Source organism: Jeongeupia wiesaeckerbachi (genome assembly GCF_050916355.1).
GTDB classification, from domain to species: Bacteria; Pseudomonadota; Gammaproteobacteria; order Burkholderiales; family Chitinibacteraceae; genus Jeongeupia; species Jeongeupia wiesaeckerbachi.
In genome coordinates this window covers 1,128,851-1,143,880 of the sequence record NZ_CP136946.1, presented here as the reverse complement: position 1 = coordinate 1,143,880, position 15,030 = coordinate 1,128,851, and the positions used below count along the sequence as shown (strand labels likewise).

Below are 15,030 nucleotides of genomic sequence, written 5' to 3'. Positions count from 1 at the left end.
GTTACCGGTGAATGGCCGACCGGCCTCGTGTTGTCGTGGTGACTGCGATACGCTGACGCGATACGGTGAATGAAGGGGAAACGGATGAACAAGCCGATCGTGATCCAGGGAGCGATGCAGGTCGAAGTCGCGGCGCTGGTCGCCCTGCTCGACGACGTCGTCATCGAGACCGGCGGCGGCTGGACGTTCTGGCTCGGGCAACTGGCCGGCGTACCGGTGGTGATCAGCCGCACCGGCATGGGCATGAGCAACGCCGCCGCTGCAACGGCCATTGCGCTTGAGCGTTATGCCCCCGCGGCGGTGATCAACCAGGGTACTGCCGGTGGCCACGATCCGGCGCTGTTGCCGAACGATCTGGTACTCGGTGCGCGCGTCATCCACCTCGGCGCGTTCCAGAGCCCGTTCCGCGATGCCGGGGCCGGCAGCGACACGCTGGCATGGCGGCCACTCGATCTGATGGACCAGAGCGAAACAGCCAATTTCACCATGCCGGTACCGATGTCGTTCGATGCCGATCCGGACTTGCTGGCGATGGCGCGCGAGGTCGAGCATGCCACCGGCCGGGTCGTCGACGGTGTGATCGGCTCGTCCGACGTCTGGAACAACGAACTCGACCGGATCGCGCACTTTCACGCGCGCTACGGCACCCTGGTCGAGGAAATGGAGGCCGCGTCGGTCGCACAGGTCTGCGGCCAGTACCGTGTGCCCTTCCTGTGCGTACGCGTCGTGTCGAACAACATCGTCAACGGTTCGGCGCACGATGTGGCGACCGCCAACGCATGTCAGCGCTTTGTCGCCGCGCTGACGCAGCGGTATCGACAACCGGTCGCAGCGTTGCTGCGGTCCCGCTCACCGGCCGAGGAGCAATGATGAACCTGACCATCTATCACAACCCGCGCTGCAGCAAATCGCGCGAAACGCTGGCCTTGTTGAACGAGCGCGGGCTGGCACCCGACGTCGTCGAGTATCTCGTGACGCCGCCGGATGCTGCGACCTTGCAACGCTTGCTCGATCTGCTCGGGCTGTCGCCGCGCGAGCTGATGCGCCGCAAGGAAGATGAGTACGCCGAACTGGCGCTTGATAATCCGCAGCTCGACGACGCGGCATTGATTGCGGCAATGGTCGCCCACCCGCGCTTGATCGAGCGCCCCATTGTCGTCGTCGATGGCGTCCGCGCCGCGATTGGTCGACCGCCCGAAGCGGTGCTCGCGCTGCTCGGCTGAGGCCGTCGCGTCGAGGCGCTACCTTCGGTCATTTCGCGAGCCATCTCTGGGACATCGGGCGGCGGGGCTTGGCGGGGCGGTCTAAGTTGAAAATCGACTGTACGAGGAGGAGCGCGCAATGAAGCTGTGGAGTGAGTCATTTCATGACGGCAGCCCGATTCCGGGTGAATTCGCTTTTGGCATTCCCGACGAGGCACAGCATGTCGCCCTGTCTGCCAACCGCAACCCGCAACTGGCATGGCGTGATGCGCCAACGGGCACTAAGTCGTTTGCATTGCTGGTCCATGATCCCGATGTGCCGAGCCGTGGTGACGACGTCAACCAGCCCGATCGGGAAGTGCCGGCGACCTTGCCGCGCGTCGATTTCTTCCACTGGTCGCTGGTCGATATCCCGGCCTCGGTACGCGCGATCGCTGCCGGTGAGCACGCCGATGGCGTGACGATCGGCGGCAAGGCGGGGCCGGCAGCGCCACAAGGCTATCGTCATGGCCTCAACGATTTCACCGGCTGGTTTGCCGGGGACAAGGCGATGGCCGGCCAATATTTCGGTTACGACGGCCCCTGCCCGCCCTGGAATGACGCGCTGACGCATCGGTACGTATTCACGCTGTATGCGCTGGATATAGAACGGCTTGCCGTCGATGGTCCGTTCACCGGTGAAGATGTCCGCAAGGCCATGTCCGGGCACGTGCTCGGCGAGGCACGCCTGACCGGCACATATACGCTGAACCGGCGCCTGCGATCACTCGATGGTCGTGCCGATGGCGATTTCCATCAGGTGTCGTGCGACGCGCTCGACTATCTCGAGATCGCCTGCATGGGGCGCTACAAGCTGCATCTTGAGCTGGTCGGTGGCGATTCGACGATCGGTCTGGCGCAGGATATTCGCGATCATGGCCATGCCGAGTATCTGGTGCTCGGCACTCACAACGGCGATATCGAAATCCGCTTCGATCACATCCGCGCGCTGACGCCGCTGACCCCGGGAGCGCGCTTCGGTCATGTGACCTTGCGCTAAAACGCGCAAAAAAAACCCGGCGCCGCGATGCGGCGCCGGGTTTCTTCGTGGCTGATTCAGCCGCGACGGATCATGCCCGCCTGTCCGGCAAGGCCACCGCTGCCGGCCAAGGTCGGCCGCGTACTGGGCGAGGTATCGACTCTTGCCGGCTTCTCGGCCTGTTGCGGCAGCACATGGCCGAAGATGGGAGCAACCGGGCTGTCGTATACCGTCTCGGCGTCGGTCTGCACCTGAATCTGTTCGAGTCCGGTTCGCGTGATCGTCGTCACTTCGTGGATGCCAGCCGCCAGTGGCGAGAATGTCAGTAGCAGGTCGCGGCTCAGCAGGCCAACCTGTTTGCCGACGGTTTCCTCCGGGTTGTCGCGATACAGCACGGTGGTCCATTGCCGCTTGGCGACATTCGGGGCCGGCTTGCCGCTGAACAGATCACTGAGGAATTGCAGCGGCGTACGGCTGCGTTCGGTCAGCGATTGCACATGCCATTGCAGGTCGGAGCCATACAGGAACAGGTCGAGCCGATCGCGCTCGGTGGCCGATTTCCAGTCGAACACGCAACCGATGGCCTTGATGTAGCCGGGCTCGTCCGGTCGCTGCGACTGCGCGCGGATCGTCGCGGCGATATTCGCGCGGATCGGCAGTGGTCCGGATGGCAGATACAGCTCGCCGTCGACCTCGGTTCCGCTGCGGACGTCATCCGGCAGTTGTGCGTACAACCTGAAGCCCGACGACGATATGTCGTCGACCGTGCCGTACGTGGTGGTGCCGTTCGGGAAGTGCAGCTGAGCCGGTAGCGGAATCGGGAAGCGGTACTCGTGGCGGCGGCTCTGGCTGCTGGCACGGGTGAACAGCAGCATCAGCAGCGCCAGCCCGCCGTTGATCACCGCCCAGATCGTATTGGCGATCAGGCTGTCGAGTGGCAGCTTGCCAAAATAGGCATACATCGTCAGGCCAATCGGAACGGCGGCGATCGAGAGCACCATGATCAGGAATTGCGGCATCACGAAGCGGCGATAGCTGCTGCCGGTTACTTCCTTGCTGGTGACGTTGAACTTCAGCTTGCCGCGGAACGCTGCCAGTGTTGCCCAGGCGAAGGCCCAGAAGCGGGCGAAGTTGTATTGCTCGATCATCAGCGATCGGCCATAGCCGCGGCTGATTTCCTCGTACATGAAGAACGTCAGCACGATGTACGGGATGAAACGGATCAGAAAGCCTTCGCTGAAGCTCGAGATCGGCGATAGCCCGGTGGTCAGCACGATGATCGGCGCGAGGTAGAAAAAGCCTTTTTGCCAGCCGTCGAAATAGGTACTCATCGATGCGAGGTAGTTGAGCCGCTGTGCGAAGGTCAGCCCGCGCGAGAACAGGATGCCCTCGCGACGCCAGATCTGCATGGCGCCCTGACCCCAGCGGATACGCTGCTTGATGAAGGGGACGATCGATGCCGGCGCGATGCCGAATGCCAGCGAATGCGGGTGGTAGACCGATGCGAACCCGGCCTTGTGCAGCTTCAGCGAGGTGTGCAGATCCTCGGTGACGGTGCCGGTGGCAAAGCCACCGATCGTGTCGAGCGAGGAGCGGCGCAGGACCGCGCAACTGCCGCAGAAGAACGCGGCGTTCCAGTAGTCCTTGCCGCGCTGGATGACGCGGAAGAACAGCGACTGCTCGGTCCAGACCGTGGTCTGCTTGTTTTTGCGGTGCTGGTACGAATCGAGGTTGAAGAAGTCCTGCGGGGTCTGGACGAAGGACACCTTGGGATCGTTGAAGTAGCCCAGCGTCTCGATCAGGAAACGGCGCGCCGGTGCGTGGTCGGCATCGAAGACTGCGACGAAGTCGGCACGGCTTTGCGCCAGCCCGGCGTTGAGATTGCCGGCTTTGGCGAACTCGTTGTCGCCGCGGGCGTGATAGCTGCAGCCCAGTTCGGCAGCCAGCTGCGCCATTTCCGGCCGGTTGCCGTCGTCCAGCAGCCAGACCTTGTGGGGATAATCCATGCCGATCGCGGCGAGCAAGGTGTGGCGGACCAGGCTGACCGGTTCATTCAGCGAAGTGACGAACACGTCGACGCTCAGCCCGGGGGGCGCGTCCGGCATGTCGCGTTCGGCGAGTCGCCAAGTCATGACCAGATGCAGCAAGGCGGTGAAGAAACCGTACAGCTCGGCGACGTAGAGCAGCACCGAAAAGATCGGTGCCTCGGGGTTGAACACGGTAGGTCGCCAGCTCAGGTAGATGAAGGCGATGATCAGGTAGGCGATGACGACGAGTATTTGCGCCGGGCGCAGCGACTCGTAACGGATGCCGTTGGCTTTGCTCATGATGCGGCTCTCCTGCAAGACCCGTGCCGCTTGGCTGGCCCGAGTAGGCCGCGGCGGGTCGTTTTCTATTGAGCGGAGCTGTCAAAATGCGAATAGCTCTGACTTTTCTTACTTATAAGATTCACGCTAGCACCACGCTGCAGGCTTTGCGCAGCAAATGACAGCCGGCAATCGAGCCACCCAGGCGTGCGGGGGGGCTGGGGCGCCGAGGGTTACCGGGCGTGACAGGTGCACTACCGGCGTTCCGGCTCTACACTCTGGGGCTGATAAACCCGTGGAATCTGCCCGTGATTACCCAGAGCCATTTTGTCGACCTGCCGACCGCTACCGGCAGCATGCGCACCTATGTCCACCGTCCGTCCGGTGACGGCCGGTATCCGGCGGTGCTGTTCTATTCGGAAATTTTCCAGCAGACCGGGCCGATCGAGCGCGCGGCACGGCTGCTTGCCGGCCACGGCTATGCGGTCCTGGTGCCCGAGGTGTTCCATGAACTGAATCCGGCCGGAACGGTGCTTGCCTACGACGACGCCGGTCGCGACAAGGGCAATGCCGACAAGGCGGCCAAGCCGGCGGAAAGCTATGACAGCGACAACCGGGCGATGCTGGCCTGGCTGGCGAGCCAGTCGTGGTACGACGGCCACGTCGGCGCGATGGGCTTTTGCATCGGTGGCCATCTGGCGTTCCGCGCGGCGCTGCAGCCCGAGATCGCTGCGACGGCGTGCTTCTACGCCACCGACCTGCACTCGAACACGATCCCGAACGGCCCGGGTCAGCACAGCATGGACCGGCTCGCCGAGATCAAGGGCGAGCTGTTGATGATCTGGGGCAAGCAGGACCCGCATATTCCGGCTGCCGGCCGGGCGCTGGTGTACCAGAAGCTGGCCGACGCCGGCCTTGACTACACCTGGCATGAGTTCAATGGCCAGCACGCCTTCATGCGCGACGAGGGCGAGCGCTACGACGCACAGCTGGCGCTGACCGGTTACCGGCTGGCGCTCGATCTGTTCGGCCGCGTACTGCGCGATTGAGCTTCAGTTGATCGACAGCGCCGCGTCGACGACAAAATCCTGACCGGTGCAGCCGCGGCTGGCGCGCGAGGCGAGAAACAGCGCCATGTGCGCACAGTCGCTGGCGTCGAGCCGGAACTTCAGCGCCTGCTGGTCGATAAAGCGCTGCTCCATGTCCGGCGTGCCGGCGTCCTGCCAGAGCCGCACCTGCTTGTCGGTGCGGATCGCGCCGGGGACGATGCTGTTGACGCGGATGCCGGCCGGCCCGAGATCCTTGGCCAGCGTGCGCGTCAACCCGTGGATGGCCGCCTTGGCGGTGGTGTAGGCCGGCATCGTCGGGTTGCCGCGCATCCAGGCGATCGAACCCAGATTGATGATGGTGCCGTTGCCGCGCGCGCTCATGCCCGCTACGACCGCCTGCGTGGCGAACACGTGGTGGCGCAGATTGGTCGCCAGCGCGTCGTCCCAGTAGTCCGGGGTCAGGCCGGCCAGATCGTGGCGGTCGTCGCGTGCGGCGTTGTTGATCAGCACGTCGATGCCGTGCCACATCGCGTCGACCTCGGCGATCGCCGCCTGCAGCGCGGCGATGTCGCGGACATCGCAGTGCAGGTAGTGCATCGGCGCATCCGGGTGCCTGGCCAGCAAAGCATTGGCCGCTGCGTCGTCGATGTCGACAAAGGCGACCTTGGCGCCCTGCGCCAGAAAGGCTTCGACCAGTGCTTCACCGATGCCCGACGCGCCGCCGCTGATCAGCACGCGCTGGCCGGCGAGGTCGGCGTAATGGACTTCGGTGTAACTCAGCGCGTTGGGCATGATGCGTCCTTTGGGGCGGATTCGATGCCGATAATCTAACGCGCGACCGCCACGGTCGGCACGTAGAAATGTCAACCCGGGCGCGGATTTTCGCGCCGGCCATCGCGAGAAGTCATTACAGAATCATGCCGCTTACATCGGCTACACTCGCAGGGCCATGCCCATGGAGCCCACGATGTCCGATTCCGCCCGCGCCGACTGGCTGCGCCGCCTGCCCAAGACCGAACTGCACCTGCATATCGAGGGCACGCTCGAGCCCGAACTGATGTTCGCGCTGGCGCGCCGCAACGGCGTGACCCTGCCGTACCCGGATGTCGACGCGCTGCGCGCCGCCTACGATTTCCACAATCTGCAGTCCTTCCTCGACCTGTACTACGCCGGCGCCGGCGTGCTGCTGACCGAGGCGGATTTCTACGACCTGACCTGGGCTTACCTTGAGCGCGCGCACGCCGATCACGTCGTCCACGTCGAGATCTTCTTCGACCCGCAAACGCATACCGACCGCGGCGTGCCGTTCGAGACCGCGCTGGCCGGCATCCGCCGCGCGCTGGTCGACGGCGAGGCGAAGTTCGGCATCGGCTTCAAGCTGATCCTGTGCTTCCTGCGGCATCTGTCCGAAGACGCCGGTTTTGCCACGCTGGAGCAGGCGCTGCCTTATCTGGACCAGATCGACGGCGTCGGCCTCGATTCGAGCGAGCGCGGCCATCCGCCGGAGAAGTTCGCGCGGCTGTTTGCCCGCTGCAAGCAGCTCGGCCTCGCCCGGGTTGCCCACGCCGGCGAGGAAGGCCCGGCCGATTACGTCTGGCAGGCGATCAGGCTGCTCGACGTCGCCCGCATCGACCATGGCGTGCGTGCGCTTGAAGACGACGCGCTGGTCGCGTACCTGGCCGAACACCGGATTCCGCTGACCGTATGCCCGCTGTCGAACATCAAGCTGCGGGTGTTCGACACGCTGGCCGAGCACCCGCTGCGCACGCTGCTCGAACGCGGTCTGATCGCGACGATCAACTCGGACGATCCGGCCTATTTCGGCGGCTACGTCGGCCAGAACTGGCTGGCCTGTGCCGACGCGCTGAACCTGACGCGCGCCGAGCTGGTGCAGCTGGCCAAGAACGGCATCGAGGCCAGCTGGATGGACGACGCCGCCAAGGCGCGCTGGTACGCCGACATCGACACGCTGGCCTTTGATCCGGCCTGATACGGAAATCTTCATGCGCAATATCAGCCGCAAGCACCGGCAGAGCATCGGCAAGGCCATCCGCGACCAGGTGTCGCGTTCGGCGCATGCGCACTGGCCGCAACACCGCGAGCGCGATCCGGTCGCGCTGATCGAAGCGTCGAGCGTCGGCCGGGTGCCGGCGCTGGTGCCGCTGCGCTATGGCCGGATGCAGGCGTCGCCGTTTGCCTTCTTTCGCGGTACCTCGCTGCTGCAGGCGCACGATCTGGCCGGCAGCGTCGATACCGGCCTGGCGACGCAGATCTGCGGCGACTGCCATCTGATGAACTTCGGCGTCTACGCGACGCCCGAGCGCAATCTGATCTTCGACATCAACGATTTCGACGAAACCCATCCGGGGCCGTGGGAGTGGGACATCAAGCGGCTGGCGGTCAGCGCCGTGCTGGCGGCGCGCGAACGCGGTCTTGGCGACCACGCGGCGCGCGATCTGGTCCGCAAGCTGGTGCAGACGTACCGGATCCGCATGGCCGGCTACGCGCGGATGAGCGAGCTCGAACTGTGGTGCGAGAAGATCGGCTTCGACGCGCTGAAGGCGTCGGTCGCCGATCCGGCGATCGTCGCCAAGCTCGACCAGAGCGCCGCCAAGGCGCGCAAACGCACGCACGACCGCTTGCTGCCGAAGATCACCACCGAGGTCGACGGCACCTTGCGGCTGGTCGACAACCCGCCGGTGATCTTCCACCTCAACAACGAACACTCGCTACTGCCCGACGATGACGCCATGCGGCAGGCCGCCGACATGCTCGACATCATGCAGCCGAGCTATGCAGGCTACCTCACCACCTTGCAGGACGACCGGCGCCAGCTGCTGTCGCGCTACCGGATGGTCGACATCGCCTTCAAGGTGGTCGGCGTCGGCAGCGTCGGTACCCGCTGTCTGGTGATCCTGTTGATGGACGAGCACGATCAGCCGCTGTTCCTGCAGCTGAAGGAGGCGCGCGAATCGGTGCTCGCCAGCGTGCTGCCGCCGGCACCGTATCCGCATCAGGGCCAGCGTGTCGTCTCCGGTCAGCGCTTGATGCAGGCGAGCAGCGATTTCTTCCTCGGCTGGCTGGTCGGTCCGACCGGGCGGCACTACTACGTGCGGCAGCTGCGCGACATGAAGCTGTCGGCGCGGCTGGAAACCTACGACAACGACATGCTCGAGGCCTATATCGGCTCGTGCGGCTGGACGCTGGCGCGTGCGCACGCCAAGGCCAGCGGGCTGTCGGCCGAGATCGCTGGCTATCTCGGCAGCAGCGACACCTTCGACAATGCGATTGCCGACTATGCGCTGCGCTATGCCGACCAGACCGAGGCGGACTATGCGCTGTTTCGCAAGGCAATTGCCGAGGGACGCCTGCCGGTGCAGTTGCCGGAGGAGTGACTGGGTTTGGGCGGGGGAGTTATAGCGCCTTCGGCGCGGTATTTTCAGATGCCGGTTCCGCCCGGCGGACGGGTTCTTTTCTTGCGTCGCCAAGAAAATGAACCAAAAGAAGGCGACCCGCGCCCTACGGCCCTCCGGGCTGCCCGCGATCGGTCGCAAGCCAAGCGATCAGACCGCTTGTCTCGCTCCACTCCTCGGCGCTGGTAAACGGGAAAAAGGCGGTGCATTTTTCACCGCAGCCAGCATGCCTCCCAGATCCCCTCAGTAGCGCCGAGCAGCGCAACCGGACGCGGGGCTGCGGGGCCTGGCTGTCTGAGCTCGCCACAGGGCGAGTTCAGGACCCCGCCGCGTTTGGCGCGCAGTGCAGGGGCGCCATTTCTTTGGATACTTTCTTAGGCGAAGCAAAGAAAGTATCCCGTTCGCGTGGCGGAGCGCGCATCAAACGTTCTCATCTTGCGCCGCAGGCGCTAAGCCTTAGAGATGGTCAAGTTTTGTTGCCTGATCAACGCATCGCGATAACCCGCGGTTATTACCGCCGACTCCCCCATTTAGCCAAACCGCTCATGTCGATCGCCGGCGTGCGCCCGGTGATCAGTTCGGCCAGTAGCTGGCCGCTGCCGCAGGCCAGCGTGAAGCCGAGCGCGCCGTGGCCGACGTTGAGCCAGACGTTGCGGTAGCGCGTGGCGCCGAGCAGCGGCATGCCGGTCGGCGTCGCCGGGCGCATGCCGGCCCATTCGATCGCGGCATCGTGATCGCCGGCATCGGGGAAGGTGGCGCGGGCCTGGTCGCGCAGCACCGCCAGCCGTTTCCGATCGGGCGAGGCGTCGAAGCCGACGATGTCGACCATCGCGGCGATGCGCAGTTGCGTGCCGATGCGCGCGTAGACGATCTTGCGGTCGTAATCGGTGATGCTGGTCTCGGGCGGCGTGTGCCGGACGTCGATCGGCAGCGTCAGGCTGTAGCCCTTGAGCGGGTACAGCGGCAGCCGGATGCCGGGCAGGCCGAGGTCGCCGCTGCGGTGGCCAGCGGCGATGACCAGATGGTCGAAGGGCAGCATCCCGTCGCCGATCATCACGCCAGCGGCCTGGTCGTTCTTGTGGATGATTCGCGAGACCCGCCGGCCGGTCAGCAATGTGCAGCGGTGCGACGCCAGCAGTTTTTCCGCCAACCGCTTGCAGAAGGCGTGGCAGTCGGCGACTTCCTCGTCGGGCGTGTAGATGCCGCCGATGAAGGGGCCGGCCGGCAGCGCCGGTTCGACGCGCAGGCAGTCATCGGCGCTCAGCACCTGCTGCGCGCCGGCGTCGGCCAGATGCCGTGCCGCGCGGGTGAAGCTGTCGCGATCGCGGAAAGCGACGAGCTTGCCGTTGCGGCGCCAGCCGAAATCGCCAAGGCCGTCGTCACGCCTCCATTGCGCCAGCGTCGCCTGGCTGTGCAGCGCTAGCCGCAGCAGGTGCGCGCTGTTGCGGCGGTTGACCGAGCCGCGGCAGGCGAGCACGAAGGCGGCGAGCCAGCGCCACTGCGCCGGATCGAGCCGCGCTTGCAGTTTCAGCGGCGCATCGTCGCGGCCCAGCCAGCCCAGCGCCTGCAGCGGCACGCCGGCATCGGCCAGCGGCGCGACATAGCGGTAGGACAGCTGGCCGCCGTTGGCAAAGCTGGTCTCGGTGCCGACGTGTTCACGCGCCTCGATGATCGTGACGCGGTGGCCGTCGCGAACCAGCGCCCAGGCCGTGGCCAGCCCGATGACGCCGCCGCCGATGATGCCGATCCCTGCCATGCGAACGCCTGTTGAACCACCTTGATGACATTCACCTTAATCCGCAGTGACAGCGCCGCGACAATGAATAAACATGGTCTTTGTATAAGCAAAGGTTATGGGCAATGCGGCTACGGCATATCGAAGTGTTTCAGGCGATCCGCCAGAGCGGGTCGGTCAGCGGCGCGGCGCAACTGCTGCACGTGTCGCAGCCGGCGGTGACCAAGGTGCTGCAGCACGCCGAGCTGCAACTGGGGTTTCCGCTGTTTCTGCGCGTGCGCGGCAAGCTGCAAGCGACGCCGGAGGCGCTCGAACTCGAACGCGAGATCGCCAAGGTCAGCGAAAGCCTGCAATCGGTGCGGCGGCTGGCGCAGAACCTGCGCAACAACCCGGGCCGGACCTTGCGCATCGGCGCGACACCGGCCTTGGCGCTGTCGCTTCTTCCACAACTTATCACCAGCTGGCTCACACGTTATCCCCGGAGCAGCTGCGAGTTATCCACACATCACACCCGCGAGCTGGTGCAGGGGCTGATGATGCGCGAGCTCGACGTCGGCCTGACGCTGAAACAGCCCGACCACCCGGGGCTGGCGGTGCAGACCATTGCTACCGGTACGCTGGTCGCGCTGGCGCCGGGCGGCTTCTGGCCTCAGTCTCAGGCCGATATGCCGCTGGCGCTCAAGGACTTGGCCGGCACATCGCTGGTGGGCCTGTCGACCGATGATCCGCTGTCGGCGCTGCTCGAACACCACCTCGCCGTGGTCGACCCGCCGCCGCGCGTGCGCATCGCCGTGCAGACTTATCCACTGGCGCGTGCACTGGTCGAGGCCGGCGCCGGCGTGGCGATCGTCGACCCGTTTACCGCACTCGGCGCCGACCCGGCCACGACGATGATCCGGCCGCTGGCACCGGCGCTGCCGATGACGCTGTACGCGCTGACCCGCGCCGACGAAACGGCGTCGCACCCGCTGACGACGCTGCTGGAGCTGGTCGCGGCGCGGGCGGGCGAGCTGGTGAAGCAGCTTGATGCGACGTGAGACCACGTTCAGCGGCGGCGCATCAGCAGCGACGGCATCGCAATGCCGATCGTCAGCGCCAGCAGGATCATCGCCGCGCGGACGATGCTGCTGCCGGCCTCGACCAGATAGGCCTCGCCGGACTGGCCGGCGGCAAGGCCCGAGAGCTTCATCAGCGCGTGCACGGCCTCGTACATCGATACGCCGGGCACCATAGGGATTGCCGCCGAGATTGCGAACACCGGCGCCGCCAGCCGTACGCGACGGGCCCAGACTTCGGCTAGCGCGCCGATTGCCAGCGCGGCGATCAGCGTTCCGAGGGTGATGTCGATACCGGCATGCATCACGACATCGCGCAGCAAGCGGCCGACGACGGCGAGAATGGCTGCCGGCCACAAGGCGCGCGGTGGCGCGTTGAACAGCAGCGCGAAACCGAGCGCCGCCGGTGCGGCCCACAGCGAGATCAGCCAGCCGCTCATACGATCATCCTCAGCGCTACGCTCATCCCCAGCGCGAGCCCGACGACGAAGACGGCGCCCATCGTCAGTCGTACCAGCGCGTTCAGATAGCTGCCGCTCAGGAGATCGGCCGCGCCGTTGATCAAAGGCACACCGGGAATCAGGAACAGCACCGACGCGGCCAGCGCGGCCTGTGGTGTGCCGGTGAAGGACAGCAGCACGCCGACGATCAGCGTCGCGACGAAGGCCGCCGCCGGTGCGAACACGAAGGGTTTGAAGTGGCGCATCGCCAGCAACTGGCGCACGCGCATGCCGAATGCCGCGCCGACGCTGGTGATCGCCACGGCCGGCAGATCACCGTGAAACAGCGCGGCGAAGGCGCCGCAGGCGACGCCGACAAACACCGCCACCAGCCAGGCCGGATAGTAGTGTGGATAACTGTCCAGATCGTCGAGCAGCGTGGCGAAGCCGTTGGCGCCGATGCGCCGCGCCTCGAGCGCGTTGACCGCGCGTTCGACACCGCTGAGTACACGGAAATTGACGCCCATGTGCGGCGCGCGCCGCAGCGCGGTTTCCTGCTGGCCATCGATGTTGACGGTGACGCCGAGGCTCAGCGACGAGACGATCGCGTCGACCCGGCTGGCGCCGAGTGCGCGGGCGCTGCGATCGAGCGTTGCCGTGGTGCGCGCGGTATCGCCGCCGCTCTGGTGGACGAGGACGGCGGCGTCGAGCGCCAGTCTGGCGATCCGCGCCGCGTCAGGTGGGGGATGAGGCTGGGGATGATCCATGCTTCGATTGTCGCGCCGAAGCCGCACGGCGTTTTTGCCAACGATCAAGTCGCCACAGCAAAAGCAGCGCCAGCACCGCGGCGTAGATTGCCGGCTCGGTGACGTCGCGCTTCACCAGCCACCAGTAGTGGACGACGACGAGGATGGCGATCGGGTAGACGAGCTTGTGTACGCGCCCCCAGTTGCGCTTGAGCTTGCGCACCATCCTGTCGTTCGAGGTGACCGCCAGCGGAATCAGCAGTACGAAGGCCGAGAAGCCGACGGTGATGAAGGGCCGCTTGTAGACGTCGTGCCACATCGCGGCGACGTCGAAAAAATGGTCGAGCGCGAACCAGGTGCTGAAGTGCAGGCAGGCGTAGAAGAACGCAAACAGCCCGAGCATGCGGCGGAATTTCAGCAGCTCGTTGCGGCCGGTGAACTGGCGCAGCGGCGAGACGGCCAGCGTCACCAGCAGGCCGACCAGCGCCCAGGTGCCGGTCGAATGGGTGATGAACTCGACCGGATTCACCGCGGCCGGCGCCAGCCACACCAGCCGCGCCAGTGGCAGCAGGCAGATCAGGAAAACGGCGATTTTCAGATTGCGGATCATGGTGCTTGGTCCTTGTCGGTTTGCAACGGTTCCGCGCTGCGTGATGCGCAGTGCGCAGCGCGGAACGAGACAGGAAAACCCCGGCGCCGCCGTTCCGGCAGCGGGCGCGGCATTCTGCGGGGGCCGCCGGCAGGCCAGCGGGCGCCATGCAGTCGGCAGGGGTTTTGCCTCTGAGGTTTCGTCGCCGCAGCCGCGCCGATCTGACAGACCTTATAATCGGTTTTTTTCCCGCGCCCGCCATCGCCATGACCATCGTCCAGTCTGCTCACCGCCTCGTCATCAAGGTTGGCTCCAGCCTCGTCACCAACGAAGGTCGCGGGCTCGATCACCATGCGCTGGCACGCTGGGCCGAGGAAATCGCCGAACTTGCCAAGCAGGGCAAGGAAGTCGTGCTGGTGTCGAGCGGCGCCGTTGCCGAAGGCGTGGCGCGGCTGGGCTGGAGCGAAAAGCCCAGCGCCGTGCACGAAAAACAGGCCGCCGCCGCCGTCGGCCAGATGGGACTGTGTCAGGCGTACGAGTCCGCTTTCCGCCAACACGGGCTCAAGACCGCGCAGGTGCTGCTGACCCACGACGACATGGCCGACCGCACCCGTTACCTGAACGCGCGCTCGACGCTGCTGACGCTGCTGTCGTTCGGCGTCATCCCCATCATCAACGAGAACGACACCGTCGTGACCGCCGAGATCAAGTTCGGCGACAACGACACGCTCGGCGCGCTGGTCACCAACCTGATCGAAGGCGACGCGCTGATCATCCTGACCGACCAGAAAGGCCTGTACACCGCCGATCCGCGCAGCAATCCGGATGCGCAGTTCGTCAACCAGGCCATCGCCGGCACGCCCGAACTCGAAACGATGGCTGGCGGCGCCGGTTCGTCGGTCGGCACCGGCGGCATGTACACCAAGATCATCGCCGCCAAGCGCGCCGCCCGCAGCGGCGCCGCCACGGTGATCGCCAGCGGTCGTGAAACGAATGTGCTGACCCGGCTCGCCGCCGGCGAGCCGATCGGCACGCTGCTGATCTCGCACACCACGCCGCTGGCGGCGAAAAAACAGTGGATCATCGACCACCTGCAGGTGCACGGCCGCGTCCACGTCGACGAAGGCGCGCGCCGCGCCATGCTCGACAAGGGCTCCAGTCTGCTGCCGATCGGCGTCACCGAGATCGCCGGTGATTTCCCGCGCGGCGAAATCGTCCGCATCGTCGGCCCGGACGGCGTCGAATTCGCCCGCGGCATCGTCAACTACCCGAGCAAGGACGCCAAACGCATCCTGCGCCAGCCGACCGGCCAGATCGAAGCGACGCTGGGGTATATCGACGAGCCGGAACTGGTGCATCGGGATAATCTGGTGTTGCTGTGACGGCGTATTGGCCGAGGTATTTGGTGCGTCATTAAAGGTGCCAAACCGAATGCGATTGCCAGGTGCGCAGATGGTCTTGGAACGCAATACTGCAT

General features: G+C 65.5%; 14 protein-coding genes. 8 read left to right on the top strand and 6 right to left on the bottom strand.

Translation table 11 applies throughout. The features are described 5' to 3' along the window. The first annotated feature begins 84 nt into the window (after window positions 1-84). From R0382_RS05660 to R0382_RS05650, 3 genes are all read left to right on the top strand, one after another. Window positions 85-870 (top strand): 5'-methylthioadenosine/S-adenosylhomocysteine nucleosidase, encoded by a 786-nt coding sequence (locus R0382_RS05660; RefSeq protein WP_432723107.1) that lies wholly within the window; start codon window positions 85-87, stop codon window positions 868-870. Beyond that, on the top strand, window positions 867-1,223 hold the full coding sequence (arsC, locus tag R0382_RS05655; RefSeq protein WP_432723105.1) for an arsenate reductase (glutaredoxin): 357 nt from the start codon (window positions 867-869) through the stop codon (window positions 1,221-1,223). Before R0382_RS05660 ends, arsC begins: the two co-directional genes overlap by 4 nt. Before the next feature lie 118 nt (window positions 1,224-1,341). After that, a complete protein-coding gene (locus R0382_RS05650) occupies window positions 1,342-2,241 on the top strand; it encodes a Rho-binding antiterminator (protein ID WP_432723103.1) in 900 nt (299 codons plus the stop codon). A gap of 56 nt (window positions 2,242-2,297) precedes the next feature. On the opposite strand, the gene R0382_RS05645 is transcribed toward R0382_RS05650, so the two are convergent. Next, window positions 2,298-4,547, bottom strand: coding sequence for a glycosyltransferase (locus R0382_RS05645; RefSeq protein ID WP_432723101.1), 2,250 nt, complete (start codon window positions 4,545-4,547; stop codon window positions 2,298-2,300). Window positions 4,548-4,834: 287 nt separating this feature from the next. Between R0382_RS05645 and R0382_RS05640 the strand changes: the two genes are divergently transcribed. Further along, on the top strand, window positions 4,835-5,575 hold the full coding sequence (locus tag R0382_RS05640; protein ID WP_432723099.1) for a dienelactone hydrolase family protein: 741 nt from the start codon (window positions 4,835-4,837) through the stop codon (window positions 5,573-5,575). Window positions 5,576-5,578: 3 nt separating this feature from the next. Here the strand turns inward: R0382_RS05640 and R0382_RS05635 are convergent, their stop codons facing one another. Then, window positions 5,579-6,367 carry an SDR family NAD(P)-dependent oxidoreductase gene (locus R0382_RS05635; protein ID WP_432723097.1) on the bottom strand — a complete coding sequence of 263 codons (789 nt, stop codon included), beginning with the start codon at window positions 6,365-6,367 and terminating at the stop codon, window positions 5,579-5,581. Between the two features lie 175 nt (window positions 6,368-6,542). On the opposite strand from R0382_RS05635, the gene R0382_RS05630 reads away from it, so the two are divergent. Together R0382_RS05630 and R0382_RS05625 are read left to right on the top strand one after the other, a co-directional pair. Beyond that, on the top strand, window positions 6,543-7,565 hold the full coding sequence (locus R0382_RS05630) for an adenosine deaminase (protein ID WP_432723095.1): 1,023 nt from the start codon (window positions 6,543-6,545) through the stop codon (window positions 7,563-7,565). Window positions 7,566-7,578: 13 nt separating this feature from the next. Next, the gene (locus R0382_RS05625) at window positions 7,579-8,970 is read left to right on the top strand and encodes a DUF2252 domain-containing protein (RefSeq protein WP_432723094.1); all 1,392 of its coding nucleotides are present in this window, start codon (window positions 7,579-7,581) and stop codon (window positions 8,968-8,970) included. A gap of 529 nt (window positions 8,971-9,499) precedes the next feature. On the opposite strand, the gene R0382_RS05620 is transcribed toward R0382_RS05625, so the two are convergent. Continuing rightward, entirely contained in the window at window positions 9,500-10,744 is a 1,245-nt protein-coding gene (locus tag R0382_RS05620) for a D-amino acid dehydrogenase (protein ID WP_432723092.1), read from the bottom strand. Between the two features lie 104 nt (window positions 10,745-10,848). Here R0382_RS05620 and R0382_RS05615 point away from each other — a divergent pair, with 104 nt between their 5' ends. Further along, the gene (locus R0382_RS05615) at window positions 10,849-11,760 is read left to right on the top strand and encodes a LysR family transcriptional regulator (RefSeq protein WP_432723090.1); all 912 of its coding nucleotides are present in this window, start codon (window positions 10,849-10,851) and stop codon (window positions 11,758-11,760) included. An 8-nt stretch (window positions 11,761-11,768) separates the two neighbouring features. On the opposite strand, the gene R0382_RS05610 is transcribed toward R0382_RS05615, so the two are convergent. Genes R0382_RS05610 through R0382_RS05600 form a run of 3 tightly spaced genes read right to left on the bottom strand, consistent with a single transcriptional unit; the run spans window position 11,769 to window position 13,574 of the window. Further along, window positions 11,769-12,218 (bottom strand): threonine/serine exporter family protein, encoded by a 450-nt coding sequence (locus R0382_RS05610; protein ID WP_432723088.1) that lies wholly within the window; start codon window positions 12,216-12,218, stop codon window positions 11,769-11,771. Continuing rightward, the gene (locus R0382_RS05605) at window positions 12,215-12,985 is read right to left on the bottom strand and encodes a threonine/serine exporter family protein (protein ID WP_432723086.1); all 771 of its coding nucleotides are present in this window, start codon (window positions 12,983-12,985) and stop codon (window positions 12,215-12,217) included. Before R0382_RS05605 ends, R0382_RS05610 begins: the two co-directional genes overlap by 4 nt. Beyond that, window positions 12,954-13,574: a sulfite oxidase heme-binding subunit YedZ gene (locus R0382_RS05600; protein ID WP_432723084.1), complete on the bottom strand. Its 621-nt coding sequence runs from the start codon at window positions 13,572-13,574 to the stop codon at window positions 12,954-12,956. Before R0382_RS05600 ends, R0382_RS05605 begins: the two co-directional genes overlap by 32 nt. 245 nt (window positions 13,575-13,819) lie before the next feature. Here R0382_RS05600 and proB point away from each other — a divergent pair, with 245 nt between their 5' ends. Then, window positions 13,820-14,935, top strand: coding sequence for a glutamate 5-kinase (gene proB / locus R0382_RS05595; RefSeq protein ID WP_432723082.1), 1,116 nt, complete (start codon window positions 13,820-13,822; stop codon window positions 14,933-14,935). Window positions 14,936-15,030 lie beyond the last annotated feature (95 nt).